Here is an 18895-nt window from a genome sequence, read left to right on the forward strand (position 1 = left end):
TGGGTTGCCTCGTTACTGCGCCAGCAACATTGCCGCCACCCAATCACACGCGTGTGATTTATCCCCACTGTTGATAGCGTCTGTGGATAACTCCATAGGCCGTGGTGGGAGGGCCTGAGCGGCGCATGCAGCAAACACAATGGGAGCCGCGTGTCCCCGGAATTGCTGGTTGTGGCCTTGCCGGGCTGCTGATGGCTATCGCGTCTGTGACCGTGGTCACAGACGCGCCGGGGCGCATTCTGACGGGGATTGCCGCGGTGGGTCTGATCTTGTTTGCGGGCGCGACGTGGCGCGCGCGGCCCAAGCTGGCAATTACCGCCGACGGCTTGGCGCTCCGGGGATGGTTCCGGACGCAGTTATTACGGCCGTCCGACATCAAGATCATCCGGATCACCGAGTTCCGCCGCTACGCACGCAAGGTGCGGCTGCTCGAGGTCGAGACGGCCGACGACAGCCTGGTGCTCTTCTCTCGGTGGGACCTCGGGACGGACCCGCTCGAGGTGCTCGACGCGCTGACGGCCGCCGGTTACGCGGGCCGAAACCCGCGTTGAGCGGACCGGGAAGGGCCGGGCTTAGGAGATCGTGATCGACTCGATGACGACCGGCTCGGTGGGGCGGTCGTTACTGTCGGTGGACGTCGTCGAGATCGCCTCGACAACCCGCTGCGACTCCGGGTCGGTGACTTCGCCGAAGATGGTGTGCCGGCGGTTCAGGTGCGGGGTCTTGCCGACCGTGATGAAGAACTGGGAGCCGTTGGTGCCCGGACCCGCGTTCGCCATCGCCAGCAGGTACGGCTTGTCGAATTGCAGTTCGGGGTGGAACTCGTCGGCGAACTTGTAGCCCGGGCCGCCGCGACCCGTTCCGGTCGGGTCGCCGCCCTGGATCATGAAGCCCTGAATCACCCGGTGAAAGACCGCGCCATCGTAGAACGGACCGGAGGAGCCACCCGAGGCGTTCTGGGTCGAGTACTCCTTGGTGCCCTGGGCCAGGCCAACGAAGTTGGCGACGGTCTTGGGTGCGTGGTTTCCGAACAGAGCGACTTTGATGTCGCCGCGGTTGGTGTGCAGCGTGGCGGTAGCGGTCTGAAAGGGGCTGTTGGTCACGGCATGAGAGTCTGCCACTCCGCGCCGGGATGCCCGCACCCGGTGTCACCCCGAGCCGGGCGACGACCGAAAAGGCGGCGCGCGCAGAACAGTTCCGCCGGCATCCCTATGCTGGCAGTCTGTTCGAGTACCCACGAGCCGGTCCCGCGACGGGCTTGCCCGGCGGCGCAGAAAGGCGGCAGATGAGCGCGAAGGCGGAATCCCGGCTGACCCCGCGCGAGCGACTCGCTCGCGGGCTGACCTACTCGACGCTGGGCCCGGTGGACGTCACCCGGGGGATCGTCGGCCTGAGCGCCCAGTCAGCGCAGTCGACCGCGGCGCAGATTCGTCGCAAATATCAAGAGGGGCGCCTCGCCAAGGAACTCGCCGCTGCCCAGGAAACCCTTGCGCAGGAGCTGGCCGCCGCGCAGGAGGTCGTTTCGAACCTGCCTCAGGCGCTGCAGGACGCGCGGCGCGCACAGCATCGGGCCAGGCGCCCGTTGGTGTTCGCGGGAGCGGCCGTTGTGGTCCTCGCCGGCGGCGCAGTCGCGTTCAGCCTGGTGCGGCGCTCGGTTCGCGCCAAGCCCCAAGAGCCGCAGTCCCGCCCGCCCAGCGTCGACGTGCAGCCGCGCCCCTGACGGCGGTCGGCCCTACCGCATCGCCTCGGCCCAGTCGGCGTGTCCTACGAAGCCAAGCGTCCTCGCCATGTCGCGGTAGCGATCTCGGAAACACGCGTAGGCGTCCGACTCGCCTCGCGCCCGCGCCATGAGGGCGCGCATCCGGTACAGCCAGATTTCACGTATCGCCAGGCCCTCATCGGCCGGTGCGGCGGCTAACCGCTCGATTGCCGCCTCGGCGTCGGCGACGTCACGGTCGCTTCCCCGGTCCAGCAATGTCTCCACCAGTACCCCCGTCGCCAGAATGCCCCAGGACAGCAGCTGCCCCCCGCGGGCGAGGTGGTCGACCGCGGCGGACATCAGCGGTATCGCTTCGTCATGCTCCCCGCGGCGCGCCGCCTGACGCGCCACGTAGACATCGATCATCGGTAGATCGCACAAGAAGTGGCCCCCGCGCACGAACACGTCGCGAACCCCCAACAACAGCCGCTGCCCGCGATCCCGGTCGGCATCCGTATCGCGGTGCAGCAGCGCAAGGCCTAAGGTCAGCCATGCCACACCCACCTGGAGGTTGTCGCCGGACCGTTCGGCGATCGCCAGCGCGTCCTGGATCTCGCGGACGACGGAATCGTCCGGCCGCAGCGCGCCGGCCGGTACCGCGGCCGTGTACACGTAGCTGACGACCGTGACGTAGGACAGCGAGTCGGCGCCGTGGGCCACCGCCAGGCCCCGCCGCTGATCGTCTCGCCAGCCGGCAAGGCCCAGCGCGTAGCGGGCGGTCGCCCGCTGCGCGTAGGCAAGCGCCAGGGGCGACCCGAAAAGAAAATTGCCCTTCGCGGGATCGCCGTCGGCCAGGTCGATCACCCGCTGGGACAAACGCAGCATCTCTGACCACTCGCCGCTTGCCATCTTCGCGCGGATCGGCGTGAAGGACAGCCCCACGGTCAGGGTCGGATCGCCGATGGACTCGATCAGGGCGATGGCTTCGGAGGCCAGCCGTGACGCCTCGCCCACCCTGTCCTGGAAGGCGTGGTCCACGACCAGCCCCGCCATCGCGATGGCCAGCGACGGCTTGTCGCCCGCGGCGCTGCACAACTTGCGCAACTCGTCGAACCGGTCGCCGACGTTGTTGACGTGCAACCGCCAGGCGATCCCGCACAACATGGTGCGAGGAGCAATGCACATGGCCGCCAGGTCCGGGTCATCGGCAGTCAATGCGTCGGCGATCGTCGTGGCGCTCTCCCAACTCAGACGCGCCGCGGCGATATCGCGGTACGTCGCCCACTTGGCCGCGCGCATGTGCCAGCCGTAGGCACCCCGCAGGTCACCCGCGGCTTCCAGATGTTCGGCGATCAGCGCGGCATTCTGGTCGGCCGATTCCGGCTCGCGGGCCTCGATAGCGGCGGCGAGCCGCCCGTGCATCTCCGCGCGATCGGATTTCAGTTGTGATTCATAGGCCACCGCCCGTATCAGCGGGTGGCGGAAGGCGAACTCGGCACCCGGGGTGAACCGGACCTGATCGATCAGCGCGGCGCTGAGCAGTGCGTCGAGGGCAGGGGCGTTGCCCACCGCAGCGAGTAACTCGGGGGTGAACCGCGACCCGATCACCGCGGCGGCGTTCAGCGTCTGCTTGGCATCCGGATCCAACCGATCGATCCGCGCCGCGATGGTTGCCTGCAGGCTGGCCGGTACGGTGACGTCGGCCACGTCTGTGCTGCAGGTGAATTCGCCGCGCTCGCCCTCGAGCACGCCGCGCTCGGCGAGCTCGTGAATCATCTCCTGCGCATAAAACGGGTTCCCGCCGGCCCGTTCGGCGACGAGCGCTTTGATTCCGGAGACCGACGGATCCGAGCCCAACAACTCGTCGAGCAGCGCAGCGGTTTCCGAATCACTCAAAGGGGCGAGCGAGATCGTTTGGGTGCCAGGGACTCTCGCCAAAGCGCCGTGATAGTCGGGGCGATAGGTGATCAGGACCATCGACGGCGTCTGGGGGATGACGGTGAGGAACTCGGCCAGCATCGAGTCGCTGACCTCATCGATCCAGTGCGCGTCCTCGATGACGTAGAGGACCGGTTGGGTGCGGTTCAGCGACAGGGAGTTGATCAATGCGGTCAGCCGACGCCGCCGCGCGTCGGGATGGATCGTGGGAGGCGGCGTCTCGGGGTCTCGAATGCCCATCAGGTCATAGAGCAGCAGCACGTCCTCGTCGGAGGCGTCGGGGAGGCCCGCGCGCACCTGTGCTCGCGCCGCCTCGTCGTCGAGCTCGGTGATCCGGGCGGCTTCGCGCAACAGTCCTGCCGCGACCAGGAAGGGGACATCGCTGGTGTGCGACTCGCAGTACACCGAGGACACTTCGACACCGCGCCGGCTGGCCATCGCGACAACTTCGTCAGCGAGTCGCGTCTTGCCGATACCCGGCGGCCCGGCAACGCAGACCACACATCCCCGCCCGCTCATCGATCGGTCTAAAAGCCCTGCGGCCGTTGTCACTTCGAGGTCACGCCCTACCAATGCGCCTTGGGGCAGGCCGGTTCGGCGGTGCCCGTCCGTCATGCGCAGCAGACGCCGGGCCAGCACCGGGCCGTCGCTGCCCTTGAAGCGCACCTCCTCGGGATCGCCTAGCTCGGTGGCGTGTTGGACGAGCCGGGCGGTCGACTCGCTGAGCATCACCCCACCCGGCGGTGCCACAGACTCCATCCGTTGGGCCATCCCGACTTGCTCGCCGATCGCGGTGTAGCGGAACGGACCGGACCCGATTTCGCCCGCTATCACCTGACCGGAGTTCAGTCCCACCCGCAACTGCAGGTCCACACCGTCGCGCTGTCGGACCTCGCCCGCCAGCCCCTTGATCTCCTCCTGAACCCCCAAGGCCGCCAGACAGGCGCGAACCGCGTGGTCCTCCATTGCTACGGGCGCCCCGAACACCGCCATGATTCCGTCACCGGTGAAGTTGTCCAGGGTGCCCCGGTAGTGCTGCACGACGTCGGTGCAGCGGTCGACAAGCTCGGCCATGATTTCTCGCAACCGCTCCGCACCGACGGCCGCGGCGATGTCCATGGAGTGCACCACGTCGGCGAACAGCACCGACACCTGCTTGTACTCCGCATGCGCGGCGGGCTGGGCAACCGGCGAACCACACCCGTGACAGAACCGCGCATTCTCGAGAAGCTCGGTGCCACACGCGTGGCACGCCGCTACGGCCGTCATCCGACCTCCGCCAATCCGGCCCCCTGCGTTTGCTGTGGTGATCAAAGAATAGGCCGTCGGGCACGGCGCGAGGGAGTGTTGGCTTCACACGGGGTGACGCCGACGCGAAGTCTCAAGACCCGGACGGATCAGTCCTTGGCAAAGCAGAACAACCGGTACGAAGCCTCGCCGTTCTCCAGACGCCGGTAGATCAGCGAACCGCGCCCCCCTGCATAGTCCTCGGCGATGCCGCGTACGAATGGGACGCTGGGCAGACGCCGGGTGATCTGGTCGAACAACCGATTCTGCTCGAGCCCGCGCATGACTTCCGCGTTGATCGTTGTCGCTGAAATCCGGCGCATCGCGATGCCGGCGAGGTCCGCTTCCCAGGAGGCGATCTCGTCGGCGTAGCGGATATCCGCGTACAGGAAATGCCCTCCCGGCCGCAGCACGCGTTTCACTTCGGCGAAGAACCGGCGCACGTCGCGGTAATTGATCGCGGCTTCGACATTGATCACCGCGTCGAAGGACCCCTCGGGAAAGGGCAGGCTTTCGGCGTTACCCTGCACGAAGTTCAGGCCGGGCAGACGGTGCCTCTTTTGGCAGAACGCTATGCCGACCGTATTGAGATCCAGGCCCGTGTAAGACGCCGGGTGCAGCGTCCGCATCAGATACGAGGCCCCACCGCCGTGGCCGCAACTGACTTCCAGCACATCCTTGCCGGTGAGATCCACCTGGGTCGCGGTGCGGTGATAGAGCTGGATGGGGAACCGGTCGGGCTCGTCGGAGGCCGCCAGCGGCAGGGCCATCGGCGGATCCTCCTCGTACCCGTAATTGAGGAATAGGACGTCATCTCTTGTGAGGAGACGGCTGAGGAACCGGTACCCGTATTTGAAGCGCAAATCCAACAGCGCCACCAAGATTGGCGTGCCGTTCAGCCGGCTGATGACGTTTTCTATAGGCGTACGTTGCAACTGCCCATCGTCTCGAGCCCAAAGCCGACGCAGTGTTAATGGCCCGGGTAACCTGACGCCCATGCTTAAGTGTCCCATTCCGACACTGCTGCGCGAACGCGCCAGTCTGCAGCCCAATCGGACAGCGTTCACGTTTATGGATTACGAGCGCGATCGCAACGGAATTGCCGAGAGCGTGACATGGTCACAGCTCTACCGGCGAGTGCTTGACGTCGCACAGGAGTTGAGGATTCACGGATCGCCGGGCGACCGCGCTGTGATCCTGGCGCCGCACGGGCTCGACTACATCGCCGCGTTCCTTGCGGCATTACAGGCAGGGCTGATTGCGGTTCCACTCGGTGGGGCCAGCGACGAACGCGTCGCCGCCGTACTGAAAGACACCGCACCCTCCGTCGTTCTCACGGTATCGTCCGCCGCAGGCGATGCCGCCCGGTACGTCGAGTCGGGGGCCGGGAGATCCGTTCCGTCGATCGTCGCGGTTGATTCGCTGGCTTCGGGCTCGAGGGCCGGGCCGCGCGGCCGGGTCGGCAGCGGGATCGACACCGTCTATCTGCAATACACGTCCGGGTCGACGCGCACCCCCGTCGGAGTGATGGTCTCCGACAGGAACATCCTGGCCAATTTCGAGCAGATCAACGCCGCCTTCTTCGGCGACCACGGCGGCGTTGCGCCACCGGACACCACCGTGGTGTCCTGGCTGCCCTTCTACCACGACATGGGGTTGCATCTCGGAATCGTCTTTCCGGTGCTCACGGGATTCCACACCGTACTCACGACTCCAGTGGCGTTCCTGCAGCGGCCGGCCCGGTGGATTCAACTGCTGGCCGGCAACAGTCACGCACTTTCGGCAGGACCCAACTTCGCCTTCGAACTAGCCGCAAGAAAGGCCTCCGACGACGACCTGGCAGGGCTTGATCTCGGCAACGTGCTCAGCATCCTCAACGGCAGTGAGCGAGTCCAGCCCGCGACGCTGCGGCGCTTCACCGAGCGATTCGCCACCTTCGGCCTCCAGGACCGGGTGTTGCGGCCCTCATACGGAATGGCGGAGGCGACGTTGTACATCGCCACCCGCGAGGCGGGTCAATCACCACGAGTCGCGCATTTCGACTCCGAAGAACTGACCGCCGGCCGCGCGAAGCGGTGTGCGGGCGGGGGCGGTACAGCACTGATTAGTTACGGCGCGGCGCGCTCACCCCTCGTGCGCATCGTAGATCCGGAGACGAGAATCGAATGTCCGGCCGGAATAACCGGCGAAATCTGGGTGCAAGGCGACAACGTCGCTTCCGGCTACTGGCAGAACCCACAAGCGTCTGAAACGACGTTCGGCGCAACGCTTGTCGATCCGTCGGCCGGCACGCCGGAGGGACCGTGGCTGCGTACCGGTGACATGGGCTTCTTCGCCGACGGCGAACTGTTCATCATCGGCCGGATCAAGGATCTATTGATCGTGTACGGACGCAACCACTCTCCCGACGACCTCGAGGCAACGATCCAAAGCATCGCGCCGGGGCGTTGTGCAGCCATCGCCGTTCCGGACGAGGGCACGGAGAAACTCGTCGCCATCATCGAGTTGAAGAGCCGCGACGATTCCGGCCAGGAGGCTTTCGATCTCGTCCGGCGCAAGGTCACTTCCGCGATATCCACCGTCCACGGGTTGAGCATCGCCGATCTCGTTGTGGTAGCGCCCGGTTCGATCCCCATCACCACCAGCGGCAAGGTCCGTCGGGCGGCCTGTGTCGAGCGGTATCGACAGAATCAGTTCGCCCGGTTGGATGCGCAGCGCCGAGGGCCGGCCGTTCACGCCGACTGAGCACTCACGGACGCCACGGGGACGTGATGAAATTCTCGGAGATGCTGCGCACCGAAAGCGAGCGCGCTTCGGCCGCGGCGCGTTACCGCCGCAGCGGCAACGCTTTCCGCTTCCTATGCGAAACCCACCTGGAGCTTCCGCCGGATCCTCCACCCGGCCGCCGCACGCTTGCTCTGTTTGCGCACTTTGACCCGCAGGGCGTCGTCGATCCGTACGTCGCCTATTACCTGAAAGCCTTGCGGGAGCAGGGCGCGGCCATCGTCTTCGTCTCCGGCTCGCCCACTCTCACACCGGAGTCGGTGGCTTCCATCCGCTCCCTCTGTGATGGCATCTACACCCGCCGAACGCTTTCCTACGATTTCGGCTCGTGGCACCTCGCGTGGTGCATTCTCACGCACCACGGGTGGTCGCTCAATCAATTCGACCGGTTTCTGGTCGCCAACGACAGCGTCTTCGGTCCGCTCTTTCCCCTGGAAGACATGTGGAGTTCGTTTCACGGCGCCGACATGTACGGCGCTGTCGAGAACACCCAATTGGTTCCGCATCTCCAATCTTTCTTTCTCGTCTGGGATCTCGACTCGCACACCCGCACGTTCCTCGAAGACTTCTGGGATGGCTTCCAGTACGTGGTCCACAAGGGGATGGTCATCTGGCGATACGAGATCGGCATATCCGCCCGCGCCCGTGGAGCCGGACTCAGCCTCAACCCGTTCGTCTCCGCCGCCGCCATCGAACTCACCTACGGCCGCCCATCGGCCCGCCCGTGGGCCACCAGACGCTCTGCTCGCAACAACGGCACCCTGCACTTTTGGGATGGCCTCATCAAGGACTTCCGGTTTCCGTTCCTCAAGGCGAACCTGGCCCGCTACGACATGCCGTGGCACGCGTCCATGGCGGACCTGCGCGACGTCATCGAGCGACACACCGACTATCCCTTCCAGCTCATCCAGTCGAACGTGGACAGGCTCGGCCGGAGAGCGCCGTCCCTGATGAGCGGCTACGCCCGGCCCGGCGCCGGGCGGATGAACGGGCGCATGGGATCTGCTCGGCGAGGGCCGCGCGGTTCGAACTGAACGACATCGACCGCTCAGAGGCTGCTTACGCCCGAGGCCACCAGCATGATCCCGGCGAGAGCGGGTGCGGCGATCAGAAGCCGGCGACGGTGAATGGCAAACCACCTTTGCAGCTGCACCATCGCCAGCTGGGTCTGCGCCGGCGCGAGAAGATAGCTGACGAGGGGGACCTCTACCAGGACGAGGACCACGATCGTGAAGATCACGACCGCGCCGAGCTGAGCGCCGATCGCTGCTCTCGAGGAGACAATGATGGTGAGCACCACGAGATAATCGGCGAGTGGCATGGTCGTCACCAGTCCAATCCCAAACGCCACCCACGGGTTCCCGCCTTGCAACGCGCGGCGGACGCGGGCCGTCAGCCGGGCGGCCGCGGTCGGTCGGGGCGGCTGCGGGGCTCGGGACGGTGGGGCGCCGCGGTACGCCCACACTCCGGTCGCGATCGCCAGGGCAAGCACGCCGATCGCGATTTGGAAGTACCCGCCCGTGAAGCGCACGACCGTGGACCTCGCGTCTTCCATAACCGTCGCTGGCGAATCCCGCAGGAGTACGAAGGCGCCGACGCCCGGGGCTACGCCCGCTGTGAGGCCGCCCCACCAGTAGGCGAGGAGGTTGTGCCGGGGCCGGGGGCGTGACATCAAGATTCCGCCGATGACCAGTCGCGTCGGGTCCAGCGACAGCCAAACTGCGATCGGCAGCACCGTTCCCCACATCATCAAGCACGCTCCCCGACGGCGACCTTCTCCAAGAGATCCGCTGCCGCGGTGACACTTTCGGCGGGCTTGGTCATCTGGGCGGCGAATTCACGGGCTCGGCCGGCGTAGTGCGGCGCGAGGATCTCGCGGAGATGCCGGGCGAGTGACTCCACGGTGGTGCTCACCAACCGCTGGGCGCGGCCAACTCGCATCCGGCTGACCTGCGCGGCCCACAGCGGCTGCTCGGCCACATCCCAGAGGATCAGCATCGGGATTCCGGCTCGCAGGCCGGCGGCCGTGGTGCCCCCGCCACCGTGGTGGACCATGGCGCGGCAGAGTGGAAGCGTGGCCGCGTAATTCAGCGGGCCGACGAGCTTTATTCGGTCGGATTGTGAAGTACGGTGTGGGGCGCCCTCGCCCGAATAGACCAAGGCCCGTTCGCCAAGCTGCGTGCAGGCGGCGGCGATCATGGCGATCGTGTCGGCAGGGGATCGGACCGGTGTGCTGCCAAACCCGAAGTAGACGGGGGGCGTTCCAGCGGTAGCCCAGGCGGCCGCCTCACCGTCGTCACAGGTCGGTAGATCCATCGTGAGCGCACCGACGAACGGGCGCCGGCCATCCCATTCCTTCGCCAGGCCCGGAAAACAGGCTCGGTCGTAGGCCTGGATTTCGAGCGATCCGCGATGCGCCATTCGCTTCGCCGCCGGGGCGGCGGCCCGCGGAAGGCCCAGTTGACGGCGTTGCTCGTCGTCGACCTCCTTGGTGATGCGCCAGTACAGCCACCACGCCGTCCTCAACGCGGTGCGGACCAGGGGGGCCGGCGATGGTACCGACGGAAGGGCCAGCTGGCCATTGACGCAGATCGGCATGTGGTGCAGTGTCGCCACTGGGATGTCGTAGTACTCAGCCACATTGGCGACGACCCCGTGGTAGGTCTGGCCGGTTACCAGCAGGTCTGCGCCGTCCGCCACCGAAGTCAGCGTCGTGCCCATCTGCGCCCAGCCCTCGATGAAGAGCTCCCTGCCCGAGCGGACCAAGCTGAGCGGATTCTGCGGCTTGAAGGCGCGGTGGTGGAAGTCCGCGAGCGCGTTCACCTGCTCCTGCGAATCCGGCCCGTAGGCGACCGCAGGCAGCCCGGCGGCCTCCACGAGGCCGATCAGGTTGGGCGGCACCGCCATACGCACTTCGTGCCCGCGCCGCATCAGCTCGAGGCCGGCGGCGGCGCAGGGCTCGACGTCACCGCGAGTTCCGTGGGCGGCCAAGACAACCTTCATCGCTGCTACCGGCTCCGTCAGTCGTCGTCCGCGTAGGCGAGGTCCGTGGTTTTGGTCGGCGCATTCGAGCCGGGGCCTTCCAAGACTCGCTTGAACACGCCTTGCAACGCGTTCAGAAATCGGATGACGGAGTCCCTGGCCACCGGGTTGTTGGGGAAATTCACCCATATCGATACCGCATCGAAGAGACGGATCACCGAGATGTACAGGTGCGCCGGATCCCTTGGATCGCAGTAGATTTTGAGATTCGCGTTCTTCATGTGGGAGGAGACGGTGGCAGAGAACGGCGGCAGGCCGGCATCCATGTAGTTGACCATGGTGCAATTCGGCCCCCACGGTCTGAGCCAGGGCGCCAACTTCAGCACGTCGTTGAACGACACATTCGCGAGATCCAGATTCGAGTCGAAGGATGCCTGCGCGGCACGCGCGGTCTCTGCAAACGATGTCGGGTCGACGGGGACGGTGAACGGGACCACGCCGGTGAACCAGCCCATGGTCGAGAATTCCGCCAGGGTTCTGCGTTTGTCGATGGGTGCGAGGCCGTAATACGTTGTCGCACCAGTTAGCTCGTATTGCGCGAGAGCAACGCAGGCGAACAACCCCCCGCTGATGCGCGCGGCCGCCCGGATGCAGAGTGATTCGAAAGCCGCGGTCTGTTCCTGGTCCATCAGCCGTTCGACCATGAGGTCACCACCGGAGGACACCGACAAGTCACCGAGGGGAAGCGGGAAGTCCGGGAGCGTTCCGCCATTCCGTTCGGCGAATTCGATCCATTTCCGCACCTCGGGGGAAGCGGACGTCAGGCCGGCCAGGTGTTGCTTCTCGCGCACGCAGAAGTCGTCGTGGCTGGCGGGCGGGGGGGAGGCGACGAGCGCGCCGCCGGTGATCAGGACCCGGTAGTTCATCAAGATTTCCGTGTACAGCCCCGAGATGATCGTCGGATCGCAGTGCACGTGGTCGACGATCGCAAAGAAGCTGAAGTGGTCCGCGCGCTGGATGATGCCGAACCTGAAGCAGTCCCATTGCACCGGGTCCGGGGTGGACAGCACGAACTGGCGCCACTCGTTGGGTGTCATCGCGTCATGCCGGATCGGAACGAACTCGATATCGGCGGGATCTTGGATGGTGTGGCGCACAATGCGTTCCGCGTCTTCGTACGCGAACCAACTGTGATACGTCTTGTGCCGGCGCAGGTGTGCATTGATGACGTAATTCATCGCGCGGACGTCGCACCGGCCCGGTTCGTCGCCGCACCCGATGACCAGCCGGGCATAGTCTAGGCCCCGGGCGGCGTATCGCGAAAAGCCGCGCAGGTGCGCCTCCTGCATGGCGCTCAGCGGCACATCGCTTGCCGGCGCGTGCCGGGCTTTCTCGAGGGAGGCCGGAGCTGCTTGCCAGGACACGATTCTGCCCGCCTCCGGCATCCAGTCATGAACGGTTCCCACGAACAGCCCGCGCGCCGGCCCTGCACCTACGAACACCCTGCCCCCTTCGGCACGTTTGCTCCGGCGTCGAGATCGGCGGTGGCGGAGAGAGTCTCACACAGCAGCCCGGCCAAACCGCGGATCGTGGTGATGTCGTTGGTGGTGACGCGGACCCCTGTTTCCGCCTCGATACGGGTCCGTAGCTCCAGGTTGCCCATTGAGTCGAGGCCATACTCGGACAGTGGGTGATCCGGGTCTATGGTTCGCCTGAGAATCAGGCTGACCGCGTCGGAAACCATGCGCCGGAGCCGGGCCGGCCAGTCCTCGCGCGGTAGCGCGTGCAACTCGGCCACCAATTCGCCTGTCCCCTTGGGGCTTTGGCTTCTGGAGCGAAATAACTCGGCGAACCTGCTGCGCTGTGCGTATGCGGCGAACCACGGTGTACCCGTCAACTTCGCATAACCGGCGTACGGCCGGTCGTGGCGCAAGAGCGCCTGAAACGCGTAGGCGCCCTCCTCGGCGGTGAAGGCCGTGTCCCGCCAGTGCGCAATCGCGGTGCCTTCGCCGTCCTGCCCGGGAGTCACCTCTTCGCCGGTCTCCGACCTGACCTCGGCGGCGCGACCGACCTCTGCCCACAATGCCCAGCCGATCGCGGTGGCTGGAAGGCCGCGGGCGCGGCGCCACCGCGCGAACGCGTCCAGCCAGCTGTTAGCCGCGGCGTACGCCGTTTGTCCGGGCGAGCCCACAAGACCCACCGCCGAGGAGAACACGCAGAACCAGTCCAGGTGGAGGTGGGCCGTCGCCTGGTGTAAGTTCCACGCCCCGAACACCTTCGGAGCCCAGTTGCGGTCGACGAGCTCGTCGCTCGTGGTGGCGAGCATCGCGTTCTCGAACACCGCGGCGGCGTGCAACACCCCCCGCAACGGCAGACCGGTGGCAGTCGCCGCCCTCACCAAACGCGTAGCCGTGCCGTCCTCGGCGATGTCGCCGCACTCCACCTCGATGTCGGTGCCCATCGCCCGGATGAGTTCGATCGTTTCCAACGCCTTGGCATCCGGCCGCGACCGGGAGCTCAGTACGATGCGGCCGCAGCCGGCCGCGGCCATCCTTTCGGCGAGGAAGAGCCCGATGCCGCCCAGGCCACCGGTAATGATGTAGGAGCCGTCGTTCCGGAAGGTCCGGGCTTGACCGGGTGGTACGACGACGTTGGTGTGACCGGTCTGCGGCACATCGAGGAGGACCCTGCCCGTGTGCTCGGCCTCGCTTTTCGCTCGGAGGGCCGCGGCGGCATCGCCGAGCGCGTGGTGGGTGATGTCCGGTGTCGGCAGCTCACCCTGTGCGACAAGGCGGTACACGGTGTCCAGCAATCCGCCCACTCGCTTTGGATGGCTCTGCGACATCAACGCCAGATCGACGTAGTGGAACGTGTGGTTCCGCCGGAATGGAAAGAGCTCCACCCTGGTATTCGCATCGACATCCCGCTTACCGATCTCCACGAATCGTCCGCCGGCGGCCAACACCTCCAGGCTGGCACGTTGCGCCGCGCCCGACAGCGAGTTGAGCACGATGTCGACACCATATCCGTCGGTGTCGCGGCGGATCTGTTCCGCGAACTCGACACCGCGGGAGTCATAGACGTGGTTGATTCCGATGTCGCGCAACAACTCCCGCCGTTGCTCGCTTCCGGCGGTGGCGAAGATTTCGGCTCCCGCGGCGCGGGCGATCGCGATCGCCGCCCGCCCCACGCCGCCCGCGGCGGAATGGATCAACACCCGTTCGCCGTTGGCGATCCTTGCCTGCTCGTGCAAGGCGTACCAGGCGATCGTGTGCGGAGTGGTCACCGCAGCCGCCCGGTCGTCGGTGAGGCCCGGCGGCAGCGTCGCGGCCAGGCGGGCGTCACAGGTGACGAACGTTGCCCAGCAACCACTTTCAGAGAACCCGCCGACGTGGTCACCCACCCGATGGGTGGAGACGTCGGGACCCACGGCGGTCACGACGCCCGCGAAGTCCGTCCCGAGGCGTGCTGCATCGCCGTTACCACCGGCCTGCCCGCCTGCTGCGACCAGAACGTCGGAGAAGTTGATGCTGGATGCGGTGACCGCGACCTCAATCTCCCCCCGCCCCGGCGGGAATCGTTCAAACGCCGCCAGTTCCAGCGTTTCCAAATCGCCGGGCGTGCGGATCCGCATGCGCATCCCGTCGTAGGGGTGATCCGCCACGCCGGTACGCCGCTCCTCAGGCCGCAGCGGCCCGGGGGCCACGCGGGCGGTGTGCCACCGACCGTTCCGCCAGGCCGTCTCGTCCTCGTCCGAAGGCCCCAACAGTTGTCTGGCCAGTTGCTCGGCGTCGGACTCCTCGTCCGTGTCGATCAGCGTTGGGCGCAGGTGCGGATATTCGGTGCCGATAGCTCGCACCAGGCCGCGCAGCCCGGCCTGCTCCAGGTTGTTCACGTCCCCCGGCACAACGGCCTGGGCATTGCGCGTCACGACATAAAGACGCGGCGGCTCTTGGTCGATCTTGGTGATATGCCTGGCAATTCGCGTGAGATGACGGACATAGTCCCCGCCACGCTGGGCGCACTCCTCATCGGGGTTGCCGTTTTTCGGCCCGGTCAGGATGACCACCCGGCGGACACTGCCGGCACCAAGGTGCGAGCCCAGGGTTTCGGAGTTGGACAAATGATCGCAGTGCTGCGGCCATGTCATGGTCGCGCAGTCGGTTCCCGCGGACTTCACCGCATCGGCCAGACTGGTCGCCATCACGTCCGCGGTGGCGGAAGTGCTGATCAGCAAGCATGATTCCCGGCCCAGGTGTTCCACGTCGGGCAGTGTTCGCTGTGTCCACTCGATCGTCAGCAGTCGTTCGTTCAGCACGCGATCGCGATGGGCACCCTCGGCGGCTCCGGTGCTGACTTGCAGTCCGTCCACGGCCAGCAGCACGGTCCCTTGTTCGTCAAGCACCTCGAGGTCGGCCTCAACGCCGGCCCCGTCGGCGGTTGACACCTTCGTGTAGCAGTACCGCGCTCCGCGGGTCTCGGCGTAGAGCCGGATACCGCGGACGCGAAGCGGTAACAGCAGCCCGGCGCTGCCCGCGACTCGGGCCGCGGGGTGCGCCGCAACCGATTGAAAGCACGCGTCAAGCAGCGCGGGGTGGACGCCGTAGGCGCTGTGTTGCGAGCGGATGGCACCGGGCAGCGCGACCTCCGCCAGCACCGTGGCGGCGCCCTTGCCCGCGCTGTGCGCCGCGGCCAGTCCGGCGAAGGCCGCGCCATACTGCAAACCGTGGTCGTCGAACTGGTTCCGCAGCTCGACCCCGTCCAGCCGGCACGAGTGGGCCGCGAGCAGGCCTGCGATGTCGTAAGCCGCCGGGCGGTCCTCCCGTCCTCCCGCCCGCAGCACCGCCGTCGCCCGCCGAATCGGCTTGCGCTGCTGAAAGCTCTGCACCACGAAATCGGCGACGCCGGGCGCGGTCATCGACGCGTCCGCGCAGACCGGAGTCTCGTCGTCCAACAGCAGCGTCGCCTCGAATGCGATGTCGCGAACCTCCGACTTCTCACCGAAGATCGTGCGAGCCGCGGCCAACGCCATCTCGCAGTACGCCGCCCCCGGGAGAACGGCCACGCGGTGGATGCGGTGGTCGCCCAGCCAGGGCTGCGCCACGGTTCCAACCTCGCCCTGCCAGACGTGGCGCTCGGGTTCCTCGGGCAGCCGCACGTGTGGCCCCATCAGCGGGTGCACCGGGACGGTCCAGGCGCCGCGTGCCCGCGAATCCTGACCGTCGCGGTTCAGCAGCAGTCGGCGGTGGCTCCACGTCGGGAGCGGAACGTCCACCAGTTGGCCCCCCGGATAGAGCGCCGAGAAGTCGACGGCCGCGCCGGCATCGTGCAGATCCGCCAGGAAGCCGCGCAGCCCGTGCGGGAGTTCCTGCTCTCGGCGCATGGCGCTGAGGGCGGCCAGCGGCATACCGAGGCTGGCCGCGGTCTGTTCGACCGCATGGGTGAGTAGCGGATGCGGCGCCAACTCCGCGAACACGCGGTGGCCGTCCTCCAACGCCGCCTGCACGGCGGCCGCGAAACGCACCATGTGGCGCAGATTGTCCGACCAATACCAGGCGTCACACACGGGCTGCTCGCGCGGGTCGAATGCGGTCGCGGAGTAGAAGGGTACGTCGGGTGTCCTGGGGTCGACCTCTGCGAGGGCGTCGGACAGCTCGTCGAGGATCGGATCCACCTGCGGGGAGTGCGATGCCACGTCGACGGCGATCTCGCGCGCAGGCACGTCGCGTTGCTCCCACGCGGTGACCAGGTCGCGCACGGCCTGCGCGGCGCCGCCGACCACCGTCGACTGCGGTGAGGCCACCACCGCCAGCACGACGTCGTCGACACCCCGGGCCATGAGTTCCAAAAGGACCTGCTCGGCCGGCAGTTCCACCGACGCCATTGCGCCGGAGCCGGCGATTGTCGACATCAGCCGGGAGCGGCGGCAGATCACGCGGACGCCGTCCTCCAGCGACAACGCCCCGGCCACGACCGCGGCCGCGGCCTCGCCCATCGAGTGGCCGATCACGGCGCCCGGCCGCACCCCGTAGCCCCTCATCGTGGCCGCCAGCGCGACCTGCATGGCGAACAACGCCGGCTGGATCCGGTCGATCCCGGTCACCGTGGCGGGCGTCGAAATCGCCTGGGTGACTGAGAAACCCGATTCCCGGGCGATCAGCGGCTCCACTGTCGCGACCGTCGCGGCGAACACCGGTTCGGTAGTGAGCAACTCCGCGCCCATCGCCGCCCACTGCGAGCCCTGGCCGGAGAACAACCAGACCGGTCCTCGGTCGTCCTGCCCGACCGCCGGCTGGTAGGGGAAGTCGCCGGCGGCGACCCTCCGCAGCCCCGTGGTCAGCTCGTCGAGCGTGCCGGCGATGACCGCGGTGCGCACCGTCCGGTGCGCCCTCCGCCGGGCGAGCGTGTATGCCAGGTCCGATGCGGCGAGCCCGGGAGCGTGTTTTTCGACCCAGTCCGCGAGCCGTCCGGCGGTGCGGCGCAGCCCGTCTGCCGACGTGGCGGACAGCGGGAAGAGCAGCGGGCCATCGATCGCCGGGGGAGTCGGCGGGGCGCCCGATGTGACCGGTGCTTGCTCCACGATCGCGTGCACATTGGTCCCCGAGAACCCGTACGACGACACCGCCGCCCGGCGCGGTCCGTGCTGGCTGGGCCACGGTGTATTAGCCTGCGGCACAAAGAGATTGGTCTTGATACGGGACAGTTCGTCGGGTAATTGGGTGAAGTGCAGGTTGCGCGGGACCACCCCGTGTTGCAGCGCGAGAACGGCTTTCATCAGGCCGAGGGCTCCGGCGGCCGACTGGGTGTGCCCGAAGTTGGTCTTGATGGATGCGAGCGCGCACGGCCCGTCCGCGCCGTACACCTCCGCCAGGCTGGCGTATTCGACGGGGTCACCCACCGGCGTTCCGGGACCGTGTGCTTCCACCATGCCGACGGTGCGGGCGTCCACGTCCGCCGCGGCCAGGGCGGCCCGATAGGCCTCGACCTGTGCGGCCCGTGACGGCGTCACGATGTTCACCGTGTGGCCATCCTGGTTTGCCGCGGTGCCGCGGAGCACAGCCAAAATTCGGTCGCCCGCGCGCAAGGCATCCGCCAACCGTTTGAGCAACAAGACGACGCAGCCCTCGCCGGCCACGAACCCGTCGGCGCCGACGTCGAAGGCGCGGCAGCGTCCCGTGGCAGACAGCATTCCGATGGCGGAACCCGAGCAGGACTTACGCGGTTCGAACGACACCGAGGCGCCGCCCGCCAATGCGAGCTCGCTTTCGCCGTCATGCAGGCTGCGGCACGCCATATGCACCGCCGCAAGCCCCGACGAGCAGGCGGTATCCACCGTCATCGCCGGACCGCGTAGCCCCATCGTGTAGGCAACGCGTCCGGAGCCCATGGCGAAGCTATTGCCCAGGTAGCCGTACGGGCCCTCCAGGGCGTTGGCGTCCGCGTGCACCAATTGGTAGTCGTCGTGCATCAGTCCCATGAAGACGCCGGTGCGGGAACCGGCCAGCGTCTCTCGGGTCAGGCCGCCGTGCTCCATGGCCTCCCACGAGGTTTCCAGCAGCAGGCGGTGCTGCGGGTCCATCGCGGTCGCCTCGTTGTCGGTGATGCCGAAGAACTCCGGGTCGAAGCCGGCGACGTCGTCCAGAAACGCGCCCCATTTGCAGACGGACCGACCGGGCACACCGGGCTGGGGATCGTAGAACTCGTCGGCGTCCCACCGCTCGGGTGGAATTTCGGTGACCAGGTCATCGCCGCGGAGCAAGGCCTCCCACAACTGTTCTGGAGAATCGATGCCTCCGGGCAGGCGGCAAGCCATGCCGATGACCGCGACGGGAGTGGCTACCGGGTGCGAAGACATAGCCCGCCCCGCACACGCGCCCTTGATATTGGCCCGAACAAAGCCGTTTCCTCCTCACAGCAAAGGCGGAGTCGCGCTGTCGGCTGCCTATCGCGCGATAGCAACTGTCGGGTTGTGGGGCTGCCTACTGCGACGTCGATATCGAGGGTGTGTGGTTTGGCGGTGGGCTTTCTCGCAGGTCAACCGCTTTCGCTGCGGCTGCGACTTATTCGGCACGCGATCAGTGCTTACACACTAGCGGGATAGCTATCGATCCGGGACGCAAAACCCGCGCCAAATTCGGGCGGGTCGCGAGTTACGCCAACCGTTTCCGTTGGCTGTTCCTGGCGGCGTGGACGCACGTCGGCGCG

General features: G+C 67.0%; 11 protein-coding genes. 4 read left to right on the forward strand and 7 right to left on the reverse strand.

Going from position 1 to position 18895, the window contains the following annotated elements; translation table 11 throughout:
• The first annotated feature begins 125 nt into the window (after positions 1-125).
• Complete coding sequence (locus A5701_RS17435) at positions 126-551, forward strand: PH domain-containing protein (protein ID WP_067756360.1); 426 nt, start codon at positions 126-128, stop codon at positions 549-551.
• Positions 552-572: 21 nt separating this feature from the next.
• Here A5701_RS17435 and A5701_RS17440 read toward each other — a convergent pair whose 3' ends face one another.
• The gene (locus A5701_RS17440; protein WP_067756256.1) at positions 573-1121 is read right to left on the reverse strand and encodes a peptidylprolyl isomerase; all 549 of its coding nucleotides are present in this window, start codon (positions 1119-1121) and stop codon (positions 573-575) included.
• Between the two features lie 164 nt (positions 1122-1285).
• Here A5701_RS17440 and cwsA point away from each other — a divergent pair, with 164 nt between their 5' ends.
• Complete coding sequence (cwsA, locus tag A5701_RS17445) at positions 1286-1720, forward strand: cell wall synthesis protein CwsA (RefSeq protein WP_067756260.1); 435 nt, start codon at positions 1286-1288, stop codon at positions 1718-1720.
• 12 nt (positions 1721-1732) lie between these two features.
• Here cwsA and A5701_RS17450 read toward each other — a convergent pair whose 3' ends face one another.
• Positions 1733-4906 carry an adenylate/guanylate cyclase domain-containing protein gene (locus tag A5701_RS17450; RefSeq protein ID WP_067756263.1) on the reverse strand — a complete coding sequence of 1058 codons (3174 nt, stop codon included), beginning with the start codon at positions 4904-4906 and terminating at the stop codon, positions 1733-1735.
• Between the two features lie 128 nt (positions 4907-5034).
• Positions 5035-5859: a phthiotriol/phenolphthiotriol dimycocerosates methyltransferase gene (locus tag A5701_RS17455; RefSeq protein ID WP_369807430.1), complete on the reverse strand. Its 825-nt coding sequence runs from the start codon at positions 5857-5859 to the stop codon at positions 5035-5037.
• A 61-nt stretch (positions 5860-5920) separates the two neighbouring features.
• Between A5701_RS17455 and A5701_RS17460 the strand changes: the two genes are divergently transcribed.
• Together A5701_RS17460 and A5701_RS17465 are read left to right on the forward strand one after the other, a co-directional pair.
• The gene (locus tag A5701_RS17460) at positions 5921-7669 is read left to right on the forward strand and encodes an AMP-binding protein (RefSeq protein ID WP_067756271.1); all 1749 of its coding nucleotides are present in this window, start codon (positions 5921-5923) and stop codon (positions 7667-7669) included.
• Positions 7670-7695: 26 nt separating this feature from the next.
• A complete protein-coding gene (locus A5701_RS17465; protein WP_067756273.1) occupies positions 7696-8742 on the forward strand; it encodes a rhamnan synthesis F family protein in 1047 nt (348 codons plus the stop codon).
• 14 nt (positions 8743-8756) lie between these two features.
• On the opposite strand, the gene A5701_RS17470 is transcribed toward A5701_RS17465, so the two are convergent.
• Genes A5701_RS17470 through pks2 form a run of 4 tightly spaced genes read right to left on the reverse strand, consistent with a single transcriptional unit; the run spans position 8757 to position 18545 of the window.
• Positions 8757-9458, reverse strand: a complete 702-nt coding sequence (locus tag A5701_RS17470) for a GAP family protein (protein WP_067756276.1) — start codon at positions 9456-9458, stop codon at positions 8757-8759.
• The gene (locus A5701_RS17475) at positions 9458-10711 is read right to left on the reverse strand and encodes a glycosyltransferase (RefSeq protein ID WP_067756284.1); all 1254 of its coding nucleotides are present in this window, start codon (positions 10709-10711) and stop codon (positions 9458-9460) included. Before A5701_RS17475 ends, A5701_RS17470 begins: the two co-directional genes overlap by 1 nt.
• A 17-nt stretch (positions 10712-10728) precedes the next feature.
• Complete coding sequence (locus tag A5701_RS17480; protein ID WP_231969188.1) at positions 10729-12192, reverse strand: acyltransferase; 1464 nt, start codon at positions 12190-12192, stop codon at positions 10729-10731.
• Positions 12183-18545 (reverse strand): type I polyketide synthase, encoded by a 6363-nt coding sequence (pks2, locus tag A5701_RS17485; protein ID WP_067756289.1) that lies wholly within the window; start codon positions 18543-18545, stop codon positions 12183-12185. Before pks2 ends, A5701_RS17480 begins: the two co-directional genes overlap by 10 nt.
• Between the last annotated feature and the right edge of the window lie 350 nt (positions 18546-18895).

The sequence above is a fragment of the Mycobacterium sp. E3305 genome (assembly GCF_001666785.1).
Lineage (GTDB): Bacteria > Actinomycetota > Actinomycetes > Mycobacteriales > Mycobacteriaceae > Mycobacterium.